This is a genomic window from Nocardia sp. NPDC058666, from assembly GCF_042714895.1.
GTDB lineage: Bacteria > Actinomycetota > Actinomycetes > Mycobacteriales > Mycobacteriaceae > Nocardia.
The window spans coordinates 409,628-427,641 of record NZ_JBHXRY010000001.1 but is presented as its reverse complement, the minus strand read 5'-3'; the positions used below and the strand labels follow the sequence as shown (position 1 = coordinate 427,641).

The window sequence follows — 18,014 nt, the reverse complement described above, 5'->3', positions numbered from 1 at the left end:
AGTCTATTCGGCCGGGTGCGTCAGCTGCGCCGCACGCGCCCCGGAGAAGCGCCAGCCGATCAGCAGCGCGGGCACGATGATCACCAGACTCGCCACCGTCCAAGTGCCCACCGGGCGGTCGATCGCCATCAACACCAGCACCGTGAACAGGAAGATCAGCGTCGCCACCCCGGTATAGGGCGCGCCGATCATCCGGAACGCGGGCCGCTCGATCTGCCCCTGTTTCCACATCCGGTACATCCGCAGCTGACACAGCACGATCGTGGCCCACGACGACAGAATGCCCAGCGACGCCATGTTCAGCACGATCTCGAACGCCTGATCGGGCACGAATCCGTTGAGCACCACGCCGAGCAACGCGATACCGAAGGTGAGCAGGATGCCGCCGTAGGGCACGCCGTGACCGCTCATCACCGAGGTGAACTTGGGGGCGCTGCCCCGCATGGACATCGAACGCAGGATCCGGCCGGTGGAATACAGCCCGGCGTTGAGACTCGAGAACGCCGCGGTGAGCACCACGATATTCATCAGCGAACCGATACCGGGCACGCCCAGCGCGGCGAAGAACGTGACGAACGGGCTCTCCCCCGCGTGATAGGAGGTGTACGGCATCAGCAGGCCGAGCAGCAGCAGCGAACCGACGTAGAACACCGCGATCCGCACGATCACCGAGTTGATCGCCTTGGGCATCAGCTTCTCGGGGTCCTTGGTCTCGCCCGCGGCCGTGCCGACCAATTCGACTGCGGCATAGGCGAAGATGACGCCCGAGGTGACCGTGACCAGCGGCAGGATGCCGGTCGGGAACAGGCCGCCGTGTTCGGTGATCACCGGAATGCCCGTCGGTTCACCGCGAATGGTGAAGCGGCCCAACAGGAACACCGTGCCGATCACCAGGAACGCGCACAGCGCGGTCACCTTCACCAGCGCCGCCCAGAACTCCAACTCACCGAAAGCCTTGACGCTCACCAGGTTCACGATCAACACGATCACCAACGCGATCAGCGCCAGCACCCACTGCGGTACCGAGGTCATCGGCTGCCAGTAGTGGAAATACAGTGCGATGGCGGTGGAGTCGGCGATGCCGGTCATCGACCAGTTCAGGAAGTACATCCAACCCGCGACGAAAGCTGCTCTCTCCCCGAGGAATTCGCGTGCGTAGGACACGAACGAACCCGAGGTCGGGCGGTGCAGCACCAGCTCGCCCAGTGCGCGCAGGATGAAGAACACGAACACGCCGCACACCGCGTACACGATCCACAGCGCGGGTCCGGCGCTGGCCAAGCGGCCACCCGAACTCAGGAACAGGCCCGTGCCGATCGCGCCGCCGATGGCGATCATCATCAGCTGACGTTTGCCCAGGGATTTGTGATACCCCTCGTCTTCGGCGTCGAGTTTCGGTCGATCACCCACAGCGCTCATGACACGCCACCCATCGTGCGAAACACCCGTGTACGCGGACACCGGAACGCTACCGGCAACCGCGCGGCCACGCACGGGCAACCCTGTGGCTAGCGACTCAATCGAGACCGGCGAACAGGTCGTGCTCGAACCCGTCCGCGCCGACCGGCCCCCGCGTGCCGCGCACCAGGGTGAAGTGCTCCTCCGGCAGGACCGGCAGGGCGATGTTGTTCGACAGAGCGAATTCCCGGCCACTGGGCGCGACGGTGACCTGGGTGGCGTGCGCGCGCATGGCGGCGCGCTTGGCCGCGACCACGTCGGAGACGTCGACCACGGTGGTCACTCCGCTGGTGGACATGCCCGCCAGCTCGGCTTCGGTGGGTAGGCGCCAGCCCGCGGGCAGGGCGCCGGGTAGCTCGTCGACGGTGCGACGGGCCAGCGCGGCGGTGTGCTGGCGCAGCAGGTCGCCGTCGGTGACGGTCCAGTAGAACTTGGGCACGTCCCAGCCCTGTTCGGCGGCGGCCGCCACCGCGAGGGTGGTGATCTCGTGCGCGCGGATGTGGTCGGGATGGCCGTAGCCGCCGCGCGGGTCGTAGGTGACCACCACCTGCGGGCGCAGTTCCAGGATCACCGCGACGAGTTCGTCGACCGCCGCGTCACCGGAGTGCACGAAGGCCCGCGGGTTCGCCGCCGACGGGGTGCCCGCCATGCCGGAATCGCGCCATCGGCCGGGGCCGCCGAGGAAGTGCGGCTCGCCCGCGTCCAGCGCGGACAGGGCGGCGGTGAGTTCGCTGATGCGGTAACCGCCGAGTTGGTCGGCTTCCGCGGCGATCAGACGCGACCAGCGTTCGCCGATGACTTCGCCTTCCTCGCCGAGCGTGCACGTCACCACGGTGACCGGGACGCCCTGGCTGCGGTAATGCGCGATAGTGCCACCGGTGGTGAGGGTTTCGTCATCGGGGTGCGCGTGCACCAGCAGCAGTCCGCCGGTCATGGAATCCTCCGCCACTGCGCCGTGTCACCGAAGATGCCGACCTGGATCGCGCCCGACAGCGACACACCGTCCACGCGAGGACCGGCCGCCGCGACGACGTTGTCCTGCACGATCGGCAGCACCGTGGCCAGCTCCCACAGCCGCGGCTCGGCCTCGGCCAGCACGCGCGGCACATCGATGCCGCGCAGCGCCTCGTCGATGGGGAACTGCAGCGTCGGGTCGCATACGCCGCCGATGTTGCTGGGCGCCTTGCGATATGCCTCCGCCGCGGCCAACACCGGACCGTCCGCGCCCGCCGGTGCGGTCGGCGCGCAGCCGTAGCGCGAGGCCAGCGCGGTGCCGGGATCGCCGCCCGCCAACTCCCAGCCCACGATCGCGTCGACCGAGGATTCGGTGAGGTCCTTGCCGTACAGCTCGTCGGCGGCCATCGCGCGCACGGTGGCATCGATTCCGGCACTGCGCAATTGGTCGGTGGCGGTATTGGCCACCGCCAGCGCTGACGCGTCGTCGCTGACCACGCCGATCCGCACCGACAATCCCTTGCCGTTGCGGGCCACCGAACGTGGTTGTGGCGCAGGCGAAGTCGGCGAACCGGTCTGCGGTGTCTCCGGTGCGCGGCCGAAACCGGCCTCGGCCAGCAGCGCGAACGCCTCGTCGGTGTTCATCCGCGGCGGCGCGGTCGGCACGTAGTCGGGGCTGGACGGCGGAAGTACTTGCGCGCGTGCGGGTTCCACCCAGCCGCCGGTCTGCGCGCCGACGGTGGCCAGCAGGGCCGGGTCCAGCAGTGCCAGCACCGCCTTGCGGACCCGGACGTCGGCGAGGTCGCCGGAACGTCCGTTGAGCGCGAGTTGCAGTTCGCGGGCCTGCGGCATGATCGTGGTCCGCACCGACGGGATCGCGGCCAGTTGCGCCTGCGTGGCCACGCCGCCGTGCACCAGCGCCATCTGCGCGTCGCCGGTGCGCAACGATTCGGCCAGCTGCGAGGGAGTGCCGCCGCGGCGGAACTGGATCTGATCCGGGGAGGCGGGGGTGCCCCAGAAGCGGTCGTTGCGTTCGAGCAGGATCTCGTCGCGACCGCGATCCACCGACTTGATGGTGAAGTTGCCGCCCGAGACCGGGATCTTGTCGACCAGGCCGCTGGTGAACCCGCCGGGGGAATCCTTGACCAGGTGCGAGGGCAGCAGGTTCGAGAACAGTTCCCGCCAGGCCGGATACGGCTGGGTCATGGTCACGGTGACGGTCTTGCCGCCGCCCGAGGACGCCACGTCCGAGATCAGCCGGTAGCCGGCCGGGTCGACCACGCCGGGCTGGCTGATCATCTGCTGCCACAGGAACCGGAAATCCTCGGCGGCGATCGGCGCGCCGTCGGACCAATTGGCCTGGTTGCGCAGGGTGTAGGTGATGGTGAAGGGCTCGTGGGCGGTCACGTCGGCCGACACGATCAGCGCGGAATCGGGCACCCAGTCGACCAGACCGGGATGCACGGGCGTGGGCGCGGCGCGGAACGGACTGGGCAGCACCATCGAACTGACCGCACTGGTCGCGGGTGACTGGTCCGAGCGCAGATGCGGGTTGAAACCGATGCCGATGTCGTCGATCGCGACCACGACGGTGTTCTTGCCCGGCTTGGCGGTGGTGGTCTTCGGCGAGTCGGTGGACTCGATCGGCGGTGGCGGATTCGCCGTGCACCCGGCCACGACCGCCGTCGAGGCGATCATTGCCAACACCATCGCGCGCCACCCTGCGCGCCGCCCCAGACTCACCCTGCGCACTCTACCCAACCGTTCGATCGACTGTCGTTCGGCCACATCAGGCCCACAAAAAGGCGTCGGCCGGGTCCATTGCAGGAACCCGGCCGACGCCGTCAGAGATACGCCTTAGTTCGCGGCGGCCTTGTCACGGGCCTTGCGACGCGACAGGTCACGCGCACGCAGGTTGGAGTCGAGCACGAGCTTGCGCACGCGGATCACCTCGGGGGTGACCTCCACGCACTCGTCCTCCGTGCAGAACTCCATCGCCAGCTCGAGGTCGAGCTGCAGCGGCTTGGCCATGGTCTCGAAGGTGTCCGCGTTGGCGCTGCGCATGTTGGTCAGCTTCTTCTCGCGGGTCACGTTGATATCGAGATCCTCGGCACGCGGGTTGATGCCCACGACCATGCCCTCGTAGGTGTCGGCGCCCGGCTCGACGAAGAACTGACCACGGTCGGCCAGCTGGATCATCGCGAACGGGGTGACGGTGCCGGCGCGGTCGGACACCAGCGAACCGGTGTGGCGGCCGCGGATCTCACCGGCCCACGGCGCGTAACCGTGCGCGACGGCGTTGGCGATGCCGGTGCCGCGGGTGTCGGTGAGGAACACGGTGCGGAAGCCGATCAGGCCACGCGAGGGCACGATGAACTCCATGCGCACCCAACCGGCGGCGTGGTTGCTCATCTGCACCATCTTGCCCTTGCGGGCGGCCAGCAGCTGGGTGACAGCACCCAGGTACTCGTCGGGGCAGTCGATGGTCAGCTCTTCGAACGGCTCGTGGGTCTTGCCGTCGACCTGCTTGGTGACCACCTGCGGCTTGCCGACGGTCAGCTCGAAGCCCTCACGACGCATCTGCTCGACCAGGATGGCCAGCGCCAGCTCACCACGACCCTGCACCTCCCAGGCGTCGGGACGGCCGATGTCGAGCACGCGCAGCGACACGTTGCCGATCAGTTCCTGATCCAGGCGCGACTTGAGCATCCGGGCGGTGAGCTTGTGGCCCTGCACCCGGCCGACCAGCGGCGAGGTGTTGGTGCCGATGACCACCGAGATGGCGGGCTCGTCGACGGTGATGCGCGGCAGCGCAACCGGGTTGTCCGGGTCGGCGAGGGTGTCGCCGATCATGATGTCGGGGATACCGGCGATGGCGACGATGTCACCGGCCTCGGCGACCTCGCCGGGCTGACGCTCGACACCGATGGTCTGCAGCAGCTCGGTGATCTTGACCGTCTTGGCGCCGTCGGCGTTGATCCAGGTGACGTTCTGACCCTTGCGCAGCTCGCCGGCGTAGATACGAACCAGGGCCAGACGGCCGAGGAACGCCGACGCGTCGAGGTTGGTGACGTGGGCCTGCAGCGGCGCGTCCTTGTTGCTCTTCGGTGCCGGGATGTACTCCATCAGCACGTCGAACAGGGCGTCGAGGTTCTCGGCGTCGGGAGCGGCACCGTTCTCGGGAGCGGTCTTGGACGCCTTGCCCTCACGGCCCGAGGCATACAGCACCGGCAGGTCCAGCGCCAGCTCGGCGGCTTCGGCGGCCTCGTCGTCCAGGTCCGACGCCAGGTCGAGCAGCAGGTCGTGCGACTCGGACACGACCTCGGCGATGCGGGCATCGGGACGGTCGGTCTTGTTCACGACCAGGATGACCGGCAGCTTGGCCGCGAGGGCCTTGCGCAGCACGAAACGGGTCTGGGGCAGCGGGCCCTCGGACGCGTCCACGAGCAGCACGACGCCGTCGACCATGGACAGGCCGCGCTCGACCTCGCCACCGAAGTCGGCGTGGCCGGGGGTGTCGATGACATTGATGACGGTCAGAGAACCGTCGGGATTGTGGCGATGAACTGCGGTGTTCTTCGCGAGAATGGTGATGCCCTTCTCGCGCTCGAGATCACCGGAGTCCATGACTCGGTCGACCAGTTCTGCTCGCTCCGCGAACGCGCCCGACTGACGAAGCATGGCGTCGACCAGCGTCGTCTTGCCGTGGTCGACGTGGGCCACGATGGCGACGTTGCGAAAATCGCGTGAAGACGACACGCCTGGATCCTCCTGCTGTTGGGGTATTTGGCGCGCATTCATCTGGCATCGCGGCCTTGTGTAGCTTACCGGTACCGAAGCGGCACCCTCGTGTCAGGCTTTGTACTTAGGCTACGCTAAGTCACTATGGGCAAGGTGAAGGCGAAGAAGGTCTCGAGCCTGAAGCCGAAGAAAAAGTGCTGCAGGAAGAAGACTCGCTGCTTCAAATGCCCGGTCGTCATCATGCGAATGAAGAAGGCCGAAGCCGCCGGAATATGCGGCAAAGATCTCAAAAAAGCTTTGAAGGCGGCGCGCGTCAAGTAGGGCCGGCGTACAAACGAGTCATGGGTACTCCGAAGCTTTCCGCGCCCGAACTCACCATCGCACTGGGCACGCTGCCGCAGTGGTCACGCGAGGGTGACGCGATCACTCGAACGGTCAAGGCACCCAGCTTCCTCGACGGAATTGCGTTGGTACGCAAGGTCGCTGCCGCCGCGGAGGCCGCCGACCATCATCCCGATATCGATATCCGTTGGCGCACACTACGTTTCGTGTTGAGCACGCATTCCGAAGGTGGCCTCACCGCCCTCGACACAGCGATGGCGCACACCATCGACGAACTCGTCGACAAGTCGTTCTAACTCGCCGCGATCCCGGCCGCGCGACGGCCGGGAAGGTGCGCGACCAGCGTGTCGCGGCCGCGCCAGATCAACCACACCAGCAGCACGAACACGCCGATCACATCGACCGCGCCCAGCCACGCCAGCGGCCACGGACGCGGGATGGTCCAGATGTCGGGCTGGGCGAACGACAGCACCCACGGCACGCCGACCAGCATCGTCACCACCCAGAACCCCGCCAGCAGGCGCGCGACCCGCTCGTCGCGCAGCGGCCCGTACAGCAGCCACAGCACGGTCGGGATCAGCCACACCCAGTGGTGTGACCAGGAGATCGGCGAGATCATCAGGCCGAACAGCTGCACCAGCACCAGCGTGCCGAGGCGATCATCGGGGCCCAGGGTTCGCCAGGCGAGCAACGTCAGCACGACGGTGACCAGCACCGCGGCGATCCACCACGGACCCGACTGCACGTCGTGTCCGAGGATGCGGCTCAGCGCGCCGCGCAGCGACTGGTTCCAGACCGAGGCCACCGGGCCGATCCGGTCGGCGTCACCGAGCAGGGTGCCGAAATAGCGCTTCGCCTCGTGCGCGTTGATGAGAAAGCTCACAGCCACGGTCAGCCCGAAGGCCGCCGCCGACCACAGCACCGTGGCCCACCGGCGGCGCGCCACGAAGTACAGGCCGGTGATGGCCGGGGTCAGTTTGATGCCGGCGATCACGCCGACCAGCGTGCCCGAGATCCACCAGCGCGCGCTGCGCACGGCCAACATCGCGCCGAACACCAGGAAGACGTTGACCTGCCCGTAGTCGATGGTGGTGCGCACCGGCTCCAGCCACACCCCCAGCGCGGTCCAGCCGACCGCGGCGGTGATCCACGGCGTCTGCTTCGCCTTGTCCGCGCCCAGCAGCAATTCGAAACTGATCCTGATCACGCCGTACAGCGCCGCGACCGTGGCCAGCATCCACCCGATCGCCACGAGCGTGAACGGCAGATAGTGCAGCGGGAAGAACACCAGTGCCGCGAAGGGCGGATAGGTGAACGGCAGCGGGAAGTCCGGGGTCACCTCGGAATAGGTGAAGTCGTAGAGCCGATCGGTGAGCAGCGAGGCCGACCCGTCCACGTACACGTGCAGGTCGACGACATTGAGCCCGTTCGGGGCGAACAACATCCAGGCCAGCCGGGCCAGCACGGACAGTCCGAGCAGCACGAGAGCCCATCGGAGGTGTCGGTTCAAGGCCAGGCTTTCGGTCGAATGGGTGAGACGTTCGCCTCCGTACTGTAACCAGCCCCCGACCGGCGGCCACGCGCACCGGCCAGCACGACACCATGCGTAACATTTGCATCAACATCCCCAGGTGTAACACCGCGCGGGGCTAGCGTCGACGAACATGGTTTCGGCCGGTGACCGGCTTCGGGCCCGGCGGCTGTACAACACGGCGGCGTTGTCCTTAGAGTGACCCCCGACATTGGGCTCGACAACTCCCGCCCATCGCACCACCGAGGTTAAGGACGGCCCGACAGTGCTTCGTAGCCGAGGATCGCGGCTCGCGACGACCGCTCTCGCCATCGCGGCCGGCGCCATGCTCGCCGCGCCCGCGTCGACCATCGCCGCCCCCGCACCCGCCCCGCAGGCGGCGGCGATCAGCGTCCCGATGGTGCCCGAGGGCGTCCCGGTCGACGCGCTGGCCGCCTTCGCCCCCGCCGTCGTCGGCCTGGTCGCGGGCCCCGCCGACGTCGCCAGCCCGCAGACCGCCCTGCTCGATCAGGCGCGCGTGCTGCTGGCCACCCTGAACCTGCCGCCCGCCATCAAGGCCACCCTCGAGAAGATCATCACCTTCCTCGACGGCAGCGGCGGCGGCGGACCCGAACTCCCGCAGGACGGCCCGGCCATCGCGCAGTTCCTGTACCCAACCATCGGCAAGGGCTGCATCGGCGACGGCGCGGACTCGGTGGGCACCGCACTCGCGGTCGCGGGCCCCGCGCAGCTGCCCCCGCCCGGTGTCGCGCCCGGTCAGGCCGGTTTCGTGTTCACCGCGCTGGGCACCAAGGCCCCGACCGGTGTGCAGAACCCGCCGATGACGGTGCAGTGGCTCAACCTCGACACCCGCCAGTCGGCGATCCAGACGCTGACCGACGAGGCCAAGATCAACCCCGGCGGTCCGGCCACGCTGTCGGCCGTCGCGAGCACCGGTCACGGCCGGGTCGTGGCCGTGGTGTCGGGTTCGCTGACCACCGCCGCCGAGGGCGCCGCACCGCGTACCTGCACGTTCATGCCGACCCTGGGCTTCTTCACCGTCTAGGAGATAACGCGAACTGAGCCCGATCCGTTTCGACGGGTCGGGCTCAGTTGTTTCACCACTGGCCGTAGTCCGACACCAGGACGTTGTTGAGGTCCACGCCGATGCCGTCGATCGAGCGCTTGTCGATTTCGAACTGGTGCAGGTGCGCGGAATCGTGCACGAAACCACGTTCGGTGCCCCAATTGTGTTGCCAGAACCAGGAACCCAGGCCCGCGTCCAACGCGCGGTCGATGGTGGGCGCGTTGGCGTAGACACCGACCAGGTCCGATCCCAGCACCGACTGCCACCCCTCGATGTAGGGCGCGATCATCTCGTAGAACTCGCCTTCGGACGGATTGTCGTCGATGGAGGCGTATATCGGCGCGGTGTCGGGGCCGCCCGCGGCGGTGTGCAACTCCCAGCCTCGTTCTGCGTGCCGCTTGCCCGCCTCCAGTCCCCCGCGCCAGTCCGCGGTGGCGCCCTTGCCGAACTGGTAGTTCGACACGATCGACAACCCGTGCGACCACAGGTCCTCGACCTCGGCGGCCAGCAGCGGTTTGCCTTCCATCCATTCCGCGCCCGGCCGTCGATCCGAGACGTACCGGATGACACCGATGTGCCCCTCGGCCGCGATCGACTCCGCCGACGGCACACCCGCGGCGTAATCGACCATGGTGCCGAAGGATTGGGCGCGGGCGGGCGCGGCGGCGAAACCGGCACCGATCGTGGCCGCGGCGGCGAAGCCGAAGAACTTCCGCCTGGTCACCGGAACAGAACGCATCGCAGGACTCCTTCGCGCAACCCGACCAACCGGTAAGCGTGCCCCGCGCGCCCTCTCGCGCGCCGGGAGCCTCAGAACGTGCGCTTATTGCATCACAACCCCAGGCGAACCACCAGAACCAACGGCAACTTTCGCCCCACGAGTCACACGAATCAGGTGGCGCCGTCGATCGCGGCGCCCACGTCGATCGTGCGGCCGGTCGGGTCGGCCAGTTCGGTGCTGACCACCGCCACCACCTGCGCCATGACCTGCTTCTTGATCCCGGCCAGCCGGGCCAGCGTGGCCGCGCGCAGACCCTTCGCGGTGAATTCCATCGAAATGTCCTCGAGCGCGGGCGGCGGCACGTCGATCACGATCAGCAGCGGTTGCGCCGCGCGCGCGGTGAGGACCAGGGGGATCTCCAGGTCGGCGCGGTAGTGGTTGGCCTTGAGCACGTCGACGGTGATGTCGAGCCCGACCGGCAGGACCATATCGAAAATCCGCAGGTCACCGGGCTCGCCAAGGCCCCTGTCGACCACTCGCGGTTGCTCGATCGCGCCGCGCACGGTCACCGTGGCCGCACCGCGCGGACCCTCCGACAGCGGCCCGACCTCGATCTCGCTGCCCGCCATCTGCGCGACCACGCCGTGCACGCGGTCCCTGGTGACGATGGTGGTGAAGAACCGCAGCCCGAATTCGCGGTAGTCGATCCAGTCGAAGACGGTGTCGTTGCGGTGTGAGGAGCGGTAACCGTCCAGGATCGCCTCGATGTCGAACACCCGCTCCGCGCGGACTTTCGGATCGCCGACGATCGCGTTGACCCGGTTGGCGACCTCGCGCTGCACCATGCCCGCGATCGGGTCCAACAGCATTTCCCACGCACCGTCGACGGCCTCGGCGCGCAAGGTGAAACTGACGTCCCTGGCGGTCACCGGGGCCACATCGATGATCACCAGCAGCGGCGCGGCGGTGCGGGCGTGCAGGGTCAGGCCGATCTCCACCACGGCGGCCAGCCGCAGTTTGCGTCCGCCCAGCACCAGTTTCACGGCCAGGGTCAGCGGGATCCGCACGCCGAAACTGAGCGCGTCGCCGGGCGTTCGGGTGACCACGGGGGTCCCCAGCGCGCCCTCGGCCTCGAAACCGGCCAGTCCGGCGGGCCCCAGTGAGAAGGGGCCGATCTTCACCCCGCGCCCCGTCATGCCCGCCACGGCGGCGGTGATGCGCTGTTCGTTCACCGCGTAGGTGACGAACCGTTCGCCGAAATCGGCGTAATCGATCCACACCGGGTCCCGACGCGCTTTCTCGTCCACGGTCACACGCACATCGACCACGCTACGTGACGGCGGTGACACCTCGGCTGGTGGCACAGCGCCCCCGTCCTGCCGATGAGGGGGAAGCAGGACGGAGGAGCCGGCAACGGCGCTGCCGGGCGCCGCGTGTTCCATGGTACGGGTAGCGGCGTGGTACCGCCGTCCAGGATCTCACCGGTTGTGTTGAGCGACAATCGATTTCAGAATCGTCCGTAACCGACCAGGTCGGCTGTTTCGGCGGGGGTGATGGTGCGAACGCGGACCGTGCCCATCTCGTTGCCGCCGATGGTGGTGATCGTGTCGCCGTCGGCTCTGAGCACGATGTTGGTGTGCTGACCCAGCGGACTGTCGGGGCCGTAGAGGACCACGTCACCGGTGCGCGGGCGATAACCGACCTGCGCCGAGGTGAAGCGGCCCTGCTTGCGGTAGTAGTCCTCCAGCGTGTAGACGCCGGGGATCCGCCAGGAACCGGAGTTCGGGTTGGCCAGCGGCCTGCCCGCCTCGCGCATGGTCCAGCTGACGAAGTCCGCGCACCAGGCCTCCTGGACGCCCTCGGCGTACTTCGGGCCGTCGCCGGGCTGCTCGTATTCGCGACGCAGCACGTCGACCAGCACGATCTGCTGTTCGTCGAGACGCTCGCTGTCCAGCGCGGGGAACGGCTCGCCCCAATCGTGTTGCCACCAGACCAGTCCCACCACGACCACCGCCGTGGCCGCCAGCACGCCGGAAATCCCGATGGCCCAGGACGTGCGGCGTCCCGGCCGTTCGGTCTGCAGTTGCGTCATCGCCCCCCACTCTCGTTCGTCCTTCTGTTCTATTGGACGAATCGCGAGGGCTTTCGGTTCCCGATCGAGCACGTGTTTTTCCGAAGCGGGAACCGATCACCGGGTGGACCCCTGCGCCATCCGGGTATCGGCCCGCTTCGTGCTCTCGGCGCGCGCCACGCGAGCGCGCGCCGTCCCCTCCGGCGACATCGTCCGCGCGGGTGGTGTCGAACACTTTCCGCTCCGGAACACACTGCTGCGACCTGCACGAAGACCGAAACGCGGTCGGCGAGCAGGAGCCAGGTAGCCCGGCGGTGACCCGCCCGGCTGTGATGAGTTTTGCGAACCCTTTACCCTCGGTCAAGCTAGACGCCTGTCCCAATCTGTACCACCATCCGAAAGAGGTTGACCGCGTGGAAAACCCGCATCCGCCGATTGCGCGCTACCTGCGCGAACGCCGCGAATCAGCCGGGCTGACCCGTGCCACCCTGAGCGCGATGGCGGGCATCTCCCCCGGGCTGATCCAGAAGATCGAGCAGGGAACCCGCGCGCCGACCCTGGAGGCATTGACCGCGCTGTTCGACGCGTTGGAAGTACCCGACCTGTTCCGCGATCACCTGGTCGCGCTGTCGCTGTCGGATCGCTACGACAGCCCCGCGCCCGCGACCACGATCGAGGTGCCCGCCGTCGACCGTGTGCTGCTGGACGCCATCCCCTACCCCGCCAGCCTGCAGGACTACTCGACCTTCGACATCCTGGCCGCCAACACCGCGTGGGAGCACTATTTCCCCGGCCTGCACCCCGGCACGACCTTGCTCGAGTGGATGCTGCTGGATCCGCGGGCGCGCACGGTGATGATCGACTGGGACATCCAGGTTCACCTGTGCGTCTACGGGTTTCGCGTGATGAGTCCCGGTGTGGTGCCGCAGCGTCGGATCGACGAACTCGTCGCGGCCTGCTCGCAGGCGCCGGAGTGGACGCGGTTCTGGACCACTGAGCCCGACGCCCCGACCCATCTGGACCGCCCGGTGCAGCGGATCCTCGATCCCGATACGGGTGAGTCGGTCACGATGATCATGCATGCGCTGGAACCGATGATTCCGCGGCGCGACTGGGCGTTGGTCGTGTTCTGTCCCTCGCCCGACGAGATCTAGTCGCGCTTGCGTAGCGGAATGCAGGCGGTGAGCACGATCGCGACCAGCGCACCGGTCATCGCGATGAAGAACGCGGTGTGGAAACCCTCGCGCGAGGGCAGCACGTGCGGGCCCAGCTGCATGGTCATGTGCGCGAGCACCACGCTCATCACCGCCGCCGAGGTCGACGTGCCGATCGAGCGCATCAGCGAGTTCAGTCCGTTGGCCGCGGCGGTTTCGGTGATCGGCACCGCGCCCATGATCAGCGCGGGCATCGCCGCGTAGGCAAGGCCCACACCACCGGCCACGATCATCGCCGACATCATGATCTGCCAGACGCTGTCGGTCAGCACCAGCGCGCACAGATACCCGGCCGCGATCACCGTCGCACCCAGACCCAGCGTGAGCTTGGGCCCCTTCTTCGCGGTCAGCCGTGCCGAAATCGGCGACAACAGCATCATCACCATGCCGCCCGGCGCCATCGCCAGCCCCGCGACCACCATCGACAGGCCGAACCCGTACCCGGTGGCCTCGGGTGCCATCAGCAGCTGCGGGAAGGTCAGCGACATGCCGTACAGCGAGAAACCGACCGCGATCGAGGCCATGTTCGTGAACAGAACGCGTGGTCGCGCGGACACCCGCAGATCCACCAGCGGCGCGGATTGCCGCAGCTCATAGGCACCCCAGCCGAGGAAACTCACCAGCGACACCGCGAACAGTCCCAGGATCGAACCGCTGGTCCACCCCCAGTCCACACCCTTGGTGATGCCGATCAGGAGCGTCATCAACGCGATCGACAACCCGATCGCCCCGCCGAAATCGAACCGCGACGGTGTGCGCACCGGCGATTCGGGCACGAACACGAACACCAGCACCGCGCAGATCACACCCAATCCGGCCGCGACCCAGAACAGCATGTGCCAGTTCATGTTCTGCGCGATCACCGCCGAGAACGGCATGCCGACCGCCCCGCCCACCCCCAGCGTCGCGCTCATCACCGCCATCGCACCGCCGACCTTCTCCGGCGGCAGTTCGTCGCGCATGATGCTGATTCCCAGCGGGATCGCGCCCACCGCGATGCCCTGCAGCGACCGGCCCAGCACTTCGGGCAGCAGCGAGTTCGCGGTCGCGCAGATCACCGAGCCCGCGATCATGAAGCCGACATTGGTGATCAACACGCGACGTTTGCCGAACATGTCGCCCAGGCGTCCGGCGATCGGCGTGGACACCGCGCCCGCCAGCAGCGTCGCGGTGATCACCCAGGAGGCATTGGACGCCGACGTGTTCAGCAGGCCCGGCAGCGACGGGATGATCGGCACGACCAGCGTCTGCATGAGCGAGACCACGATGCCGACCGTGCTCAGCACCGCGATGAGTACGCCCGGCGACGGTCGTTTGGCTTCGGGGAGGGCCGGCGAAGCGTCGGCGGCAAGTACAGACACGATATGCACAGTACATATGATGTGCATAGTGCACAATTTGATTCGACGACGGCCCACACGACATAGTTGGCACATGTCCGATTCCGGCCCCGCCGACGACACCCCGTTCGCCCGCCTGGTGTTCGAGCTGAACCTGATCTCACGGCACTACCCCACCACCGTGCGCCGCCGCCCCGGTTTCCTGCTCGACCGGTCGGCGTTCCTGATCCTCACGCGCCTCGATCTAGGCGAGCCGCTGAGCCTGCGCGAACTGTCCGAGGCGCTACAACTGGACATCTCCACCATCAACCGCCAGGTCGGCGCGATGCTGAAACAGGAACTGGTGCAACGGGTTCCCGACCCCGACGGCGGCATCGCCCGCAAGATCCAGACCACCGCCGACGGCAAAGCCGCCCTGACCGCGGACCGGCGTCGGCGCAGCAGCGACATCGGCAAGGTCGTCGCGGACTGGGACGACGCCGACCTCACCGAGCTCAGCAGACTGATGCGCAAATTCAACCGGTCGGTGGAGAAGCTCGAGGAAAACCCGTGGCCCAGACCGCCGCACGCCGACAGGTGAGCGCGCTAAGCTGCGCCGCGTGGTCACTTCCCGGTCTACCCGCCCGAGCTGGCTTTCCTGGGACAACTACTTCGTCGGCGTCGGCGGACTGGTTCTGGGCCTGTGCTTCGGCACCTGCGCCGCGCTGATCGCCGGACCGCAACACCAGATCGCGGCGATCGCCCTCGGCGTACTCGCCGCGATCTGCGTCCTACCAGCACTGTTGCGTGCCCTTGGCGAACTCAGCGTGTGGATTCGACTGGCGATCCTGCTGATCGGTTTCGCCCTGCTGTTGCCCGCGATCCTGGTCAGCGGCGAAGTGCGCGATTGGGCCGCGGAGCGCTGGGAACAGACCTGGAAGTGAACTACATGCGCTGCGGCACCGACAGCAGCATGCGCAGGGTGTTGTGGATGAACTGCGCCGACTGCCACGTCATGTAGGCGGCAGCCGACGGCGCGGCCTCCGCGGAACCCGACGCCGAACCCGTCGCCAGATTGGCCGATCCGGTGGCCGAACCGCTCGCCGATCCCGAACCGGGAAGTGCCGCAGCGGTTCCCGCCGATCCGAGCAGTCCGATGGCTACTGCCGCCCCCACCACTGCGAGTCTCACGGCGTACGGCTTGGGCGTTTCACGGTCGGCCAACATCAGATGAATCCCACTTCTGTCGAAATGCATTGCGAATGCCCAGTATTCACACGAGAACTCACCGCCAAACCTGAATTGCCGGGATTGCCCGGATATTAGGTTCCAGCGGTGAGTTCGTCGGCTTGCCCGACCCCGAATTTATGGTGCGCCACAGCAGGTCTGCGCGCTAGACCACGATTTTCGGGGCATTGCGTGGGATCGGTCGGTCAGGAGGCGCGCTTGTCCGCACGTTCACGGGCCGCGTCGGCGAGTTCGGCGCTGCGCTCGCGGGCCACGTCGGCGAGTTCAGTACCGCGCTCGCGTGCCACGTCGACCAGCTGCGTGCCCCGCTCGCGGGCGGCTTCGGCCAGCTCCGGCCCTCTCTCCTTGGCGACCTCCGCCAGGTGCGCAGTGCGGGTGCGCGCCGCCTCGGCCACTTCCGGTCCGCGCTCCTTGGCCACCTCGACCAGATGCGCGCTGCGGTTGCGCACCGCCTCGGCCAGCTGCGGCCCCCGTTCCCGCGCGATCTCCGCCAACTGCGACCCACGCTCACTGGCGACCTCCGCCAGGTGCGTGCCCTCCTCGTGCGCGAACTCCGCGATCTGGGCGCCGCGCAACTTCGCCGCCGCCGCGATCGCCGCACCTTCGGCCGCGATGCGCGGTTCCTCCCGCGAGAACGCCCGGCGGGCCCGCCAGCCCAGCGACGGCTTGCCCTCGGTATCGGAGGCCGCGATCATCAACCCGCCAAGCAGCCCCAGATCCTTCAAGAACCCCACCCGCTTGGCCGCCCTGCGATCCGGATCGTTCTCGGCCCAGAAGTCCTGCTCGGTGACAGTCCCCGGCACCACGGTCGCGGCCAGCAACACCGCCGCGGGCCGCGGGGCGCGCCCACTGGCCAGCAACAACCCACCGGCCACCTGCGCCGCGGAGTTGATCTTCACGAACTGACTCGGATCGTCGGGCACCCGCGCCGCCAGCGCGTCGGGCAGTCCCGTCCTGCCCTTTTCCGCCAGCGCGTTCGCGGCGGCGGCACGCGGTTTCTGATTCATCAACCCGTTCACCCCGGCGGCCACGAAAGTGGTCCCCAGCAGCGCGCGAGCAATGCGTCGAACAGGCTTGATCGGCATCGTCGATCCCTTCGTGTCTACGACTGGGAAAACGGCATCCCTACATTCGACTACCCGGGTCTCGCGATGACAAACGATGGACGAAACCGGGCATGCCCTGTCCAGTGGCTAGTGTCGATCAGGTGCCCGACCACACCGTCCAAGCCGCCTATTCCGCCATCCACGCCCTGTACACAGACCTGTTCGGTTCCCCCGATTCCCTCGCCCCCGAAGACACCACCTTCGCCGTCACCCACCTGTCCCCCGGCCCGGTCCTGGACCTCGGCTGCGGCCCCGGCCACTTCACCAAATTCCTCACCGACGCGGGCATCCCCACCACCGGCATCGACATAGTCCCCGAATTCATCGCCCACGCCCGCACCACCTACCCCGACATCCCCTTCGAACTCGGCTCCCTGCGCACCCTCACCGCCCCCACCGAATCGATCCCCGCCATCCTCGCGTGGTTCTCCCTCATCCACCTCACCCCCACCGAACTCTCCACCGTCCTCACCGAATTCCACCGCGTACTGACCCCCGGTGGCCGCCTGGTAATCGGCTACTTCGAATCCCCCGACACCATCGACCCCTTCCCCCACAAAGTAACCACCGCCTACCGCTGGCCCACCGACACGCTCACCGAAGTAGTCACCGAAGCAGGCTTCACCGCACTTGCCCACCTCCACCACCCAGCCTCCGGCAACGTCCGCCCCAATTCCGCACTGGCCGTGATGAAGTCACAATGACCTGTCATGACGATTCCACCGCACGGCACATCTAGAGTCGCCCTATGGGCAATAGATTCGGCGCACGAACGCTCGGCGTGGAAGTCAACATGAACAACGGCAGCACCGACGTCTTCTGCGATGTGATCGCCCTGGCAGGTTCCCCCCTCGCACGAACCACCTGGCAACAGAATCTGGTCCTGCATTTCTGCGACACGTCCCGAGCATCCCGAGGCTTCGCGGGCTTCGACCTGGACGACCTGCCATGGACCGCCGACCACCGAGCCGAACAGGACTTTTTCCTAGACCTCCTCGATCGCGCCACCGCCCGCACCGCCTGGCACCACCTGACCTACACCCCCGCCATCGACCACCACCTAGCCGCCTTCACCCACCTGCTCACCGCCTTCAGACCCACCCCGACACCCCCATCCCCGCTGGGCGACTGGACTACCCCACCGAACCCGAGCTCCCTCGAACTGTGCACCCACCACCCGGTTTTTCACGGCTACTACCGATGCCGCCTGTGCGACACCAGCATCCAACCCGCCTGACGTAGC

At 67.6% G+C, this 18,014-nt stretch carries 19 protein-coding genes; 8 read left to right on the top strand and 11 right to left on the bottom strand.

Going from position 1 to position 18,014, the window contains the following annotated elements; translation table 11 throughout:
- Nucleotides 1-3: 3 nt before the first annotated feature.
- From ACFWVD_RS01875 to typA, 4 genes are all read right to left on the bottom strand, one after another.
- Complete coding sequence (locus tag ACFWVD_RS01875) at nt 4-1,419, bottom strand: amino acid permease (protein ID WP_379240024.1); 1,416 nt, start codon at nt 1,417-1,419, stop codon at nt 4-6.
- A gap of 97 nt (nt 1,420-1,516) precedes the next feature.
- Nucleotides 1,517-2,392, bottom strand: coding sequence for an N-acetyl-1-D-myo-inositol-2-amino-2-deoxy-alpha-D-glucopyranoside deacetylase (gene mshB / locus ACFWVD_RS01870; RefSeq protein WP_379240023.1), 876 nt, complete (start codon nt 2,390-2,392; stop codon nt 1,517-1,519).
- Complete coding sequence (locus ACFWVD_RS01865; protein ID WP_379240937.1) at nt 2,389-4,122, bottom strand: ABC transporter family substrate-binding protein; 1,734 nt, start codon at nt 4,120-4,122, stop codon at nt 2,389-2,391. Before ACFWVD_RS01865 ends, mshB begins: the two co-directional genes overlap by 4 nt.
- A 147-nt stretch (nt 4,123-4,269) precedes the next feature.
- The gene (gene typA, locus ACFWVD_RS01860) at nt 4,270-6,171 is read right to left on the bottom strand and encodes a translational GTPase TypA (protein ID WP_379240022.1); all 1,902 of its coding nucleotides are present in this window, start codon (nt 6,169-6,171) and stop codon (nt 4,270-4,272) included.
- A gap of 126 nt (nt 6,172-6,297) precedes the next feature.
- Between typA and ACFWVD_RS01855 the strand changes: the two genes are divergently transcribed.
- Both ACFWVD_RS01855 and ACFWVD_RS01850 read left to right on the top strand, forming a co-directional pair.
- Entirely contained in the window at nt 6,298-6,474 is a 177-nt protein-coding gene (locus ACFWVD_RS01855; RefSeq protein ID WP_379240021.1) for a hypothetical protein, read from the top strand.
- Nucleotides 6,475-6,494: 20 nt separating this feature from the next.
- On the top strand, nt 6,495-6,791 hold the full coding sequence (locus ACFWVD_RS01850) for a 4a-hydroxytetrahydrobiopterin dehydratase (protein WP_379240020.1): 297 nt from the start codon (nt 6,495-6,497) through the stop codon (nt 6,789-6,791).
- Here the strand turns inward: ACFWVD_RS01850 and ACFWVD_RS01845 are convergent.
- Nucleotides 6,788-8,011, bottom strand: coding sequence for a mannosyltransferase (locus ACFWVD_RS01845; RefSeq protein ID WP_379240936.1), 1,224 nt, complete (start codon nt 8,009-8,011; stop codon nt 6,788-6,790). The genes ACFWVD_RS01850 and ACFWVD_RS01845 overlap by 4 nt on opposite strands.
- Nucleotides 8,012-8,291: 280 nt before the next feature.
- Between ACFWVD_RS01845 and ACFWVD_RS01840 the strand changes: the two genes are divergently transcribed.
- Complete coding sequence (locus ACFWVD_RS01840; RefSeq protein ID WP_379240019.1) at nt 8,292-9,071, top strand: hypothetical protein; 780 nt, start codon at nt 8,292-8,294, stop codon at nt 9,069-9,071.
- Nucleotides 9,072-9,123: 52 nt separating this feature from the next.
- Here ACFWVD_RS01840 and ACFWVD_RS01835 read toward each other — a convergent pair whose 3' ends face one another.
- The 3 genes from ACFWVD_RS01835 to ACFWVD_RS01825 form a co-directional block, all read right to left on the bottom strand.
- The gene (locus ACFWVD_RS01835; protein ID WP_379240018.1) at nt 9,124-9,831 is read right to left on the bottom strand and encodes a DUF1906 domain-containing protein; all 708 of its coding nucleotides are present in this window, start codon (nt 9,829-9,831) and stop codon (nt 9,124-9,126) included.
- Nucleotides 9,832-9,983: 152 nt separating this feature from the next.
- Nucleotides 9,984-11,132 carry a hypothetical protein gene (locus ACFWVD_RS01830; protein ID WP_379240017.1) on the bottom strand — a complete coding sequence of 383 codons (1,149 nt, stop codon included), beginning with the start codon at nt 11,130-11,132 and terminating at the stop codon, nt 9,984-9,986.
- A gap of 188 nt (nt 11,133-11,320) precedes the next feature.
- Nucleotides 11,321-11,905 (bottom strand): CHAP domain-containing protein, encoded by a 585-nt coding sequence (locus ACFWVD_RS01825; RefSeq protein ID WP_379240016.1) that lies wholly within the window; start codon nt 11,903-11,905, stop codon nt 11,321-11,323.
- 392 nt (nt 11,906-12,297) lie between these two features.
- Between ACFWVD_RS01825 and ACFWVD_RS01820 the strand changes: the two genes are divergently transcribed.
- Nucleotides 12,298-13,038 (top strand): helix-turn-helix domain-containing protein, encoded by a 741-nt coding sequence (locus ACFWVD_RS01820; protein WP_379240015.1) that lies wholly within the window; start codon nt 12,298-12,300, stop codon nt 13,036-13,038.
- On the opposite strand, the gene ACFWVD_RS01815 is transcribed toward ACFWVD_RS01820, so the two are convergent.
- Entirely contained in the window at nt 13,035-14,459 is a 1,425-nt protein-coding gene (locus tag ACFWVD_RS01815) for an MFS transporter (RefSeq protein ID WP_379240014.1), read from the bottom strand. The two genes, ACFWVD_RS01820 and ACFWVD_RS01815, sit on opposite strands and share 4 nt — an antisense overlap.
- Before the next feature lie 73 nt (nt 14,460-14,532).
- Between ACFWVD_RS01815 and ACFWVD_RS01810 the strand changes: the two genes are divergently transcribed.
- Both ACFWVD_RS01810 and ACFWVD_RS01805 read left to right on the top strand, forming a co-directional pair.
- Complete coding sequence (locus ACFWVD_RS01810) at nt 14,533-15,018, top strand: MarR family winged helix-turn-helix transcriptional regulator (RefSeq protein WP_379240012.1); 486 nt, start codon at nt 14,533-14,535, stop codon at nt 15,016-15,018.
- A gap of 19 nt (nt 15,019-15,037) precedes the next feature.
- Entirely contained in the window at nt 15,038-15,361 is a 324-nt protein-coding gene (locus tag ACFWVD_RS01805) for a hypothetical protein (protein WP_379240011.1), read from the top strand.
- 1 nt (nt 15,362) lies between these two features.
- Here the strand turns inward: ACFWVD_RS01805 and ACFWVD_RS01800 are convergent, their stop codons facing one another.
- Both ACFWVD_RS01800 and ACFWVD_RS01795 read right to left on the bottom strand, forming a co-directional pair.
- Nucleotides 15,363-15,644 carry a hypothetical protein gene (locus ACFWVD_RS01800; RefSeq protein WP_379240010.1) on the bottom strand — a complete coding sequence of 94 codons (282 nt, stop codon included), beginning with the start codon at nt 15,642-15,644 and terminating at the stop codon, nt 15,363-15,365.
- Between the two features lie 206 nt (nt 15,645-15,850).
- Entirely contained in the window at nt 15,851-16,750 is a 900-nt protein-coding gene (locus tag ACFWVD_RS01795; protein ID WP_379240009.1) for a DoxX family membrane protein, read from the bottom strand.
- Between the two features lie 122 nt (nt 16,751-16,872).
- On the opposite strand from ACFWVD_RS01795, the gene ACFWVD_RS01790 reads away from it, so the two are divergent.
- Together ACFWVD_RS01790 and ACFWVD_RS01785 are read left to right on the top strand one after the other, a co-directional pair.
- Nucleotides 16,873-17,475, top strand: coding sequence for a class I SAM-dependent methyltransferase (locus ACFWVD_RS01790; RefSeq protein ID WP_379240008.1), 603 nt, complete (start codon nt 16,873-16,875; stop codon nt 17,473-17,475).
- A gap of 44 nt (nt 17,476-17,519) precedes the next feature.
- Complete coding sequence (locus tag ACFWVD_RS01785; RefSeq protein WP_379240007.1) at nt 17,520-18,008, top strand: hypothetical protein; 489 nt, start codon at nt 17,520-17,522, stop codon at nt 18,006-18,008.
- The last annotated feature ends 6 nt before the right edge of the window (nt 18,009-18,014 follow it).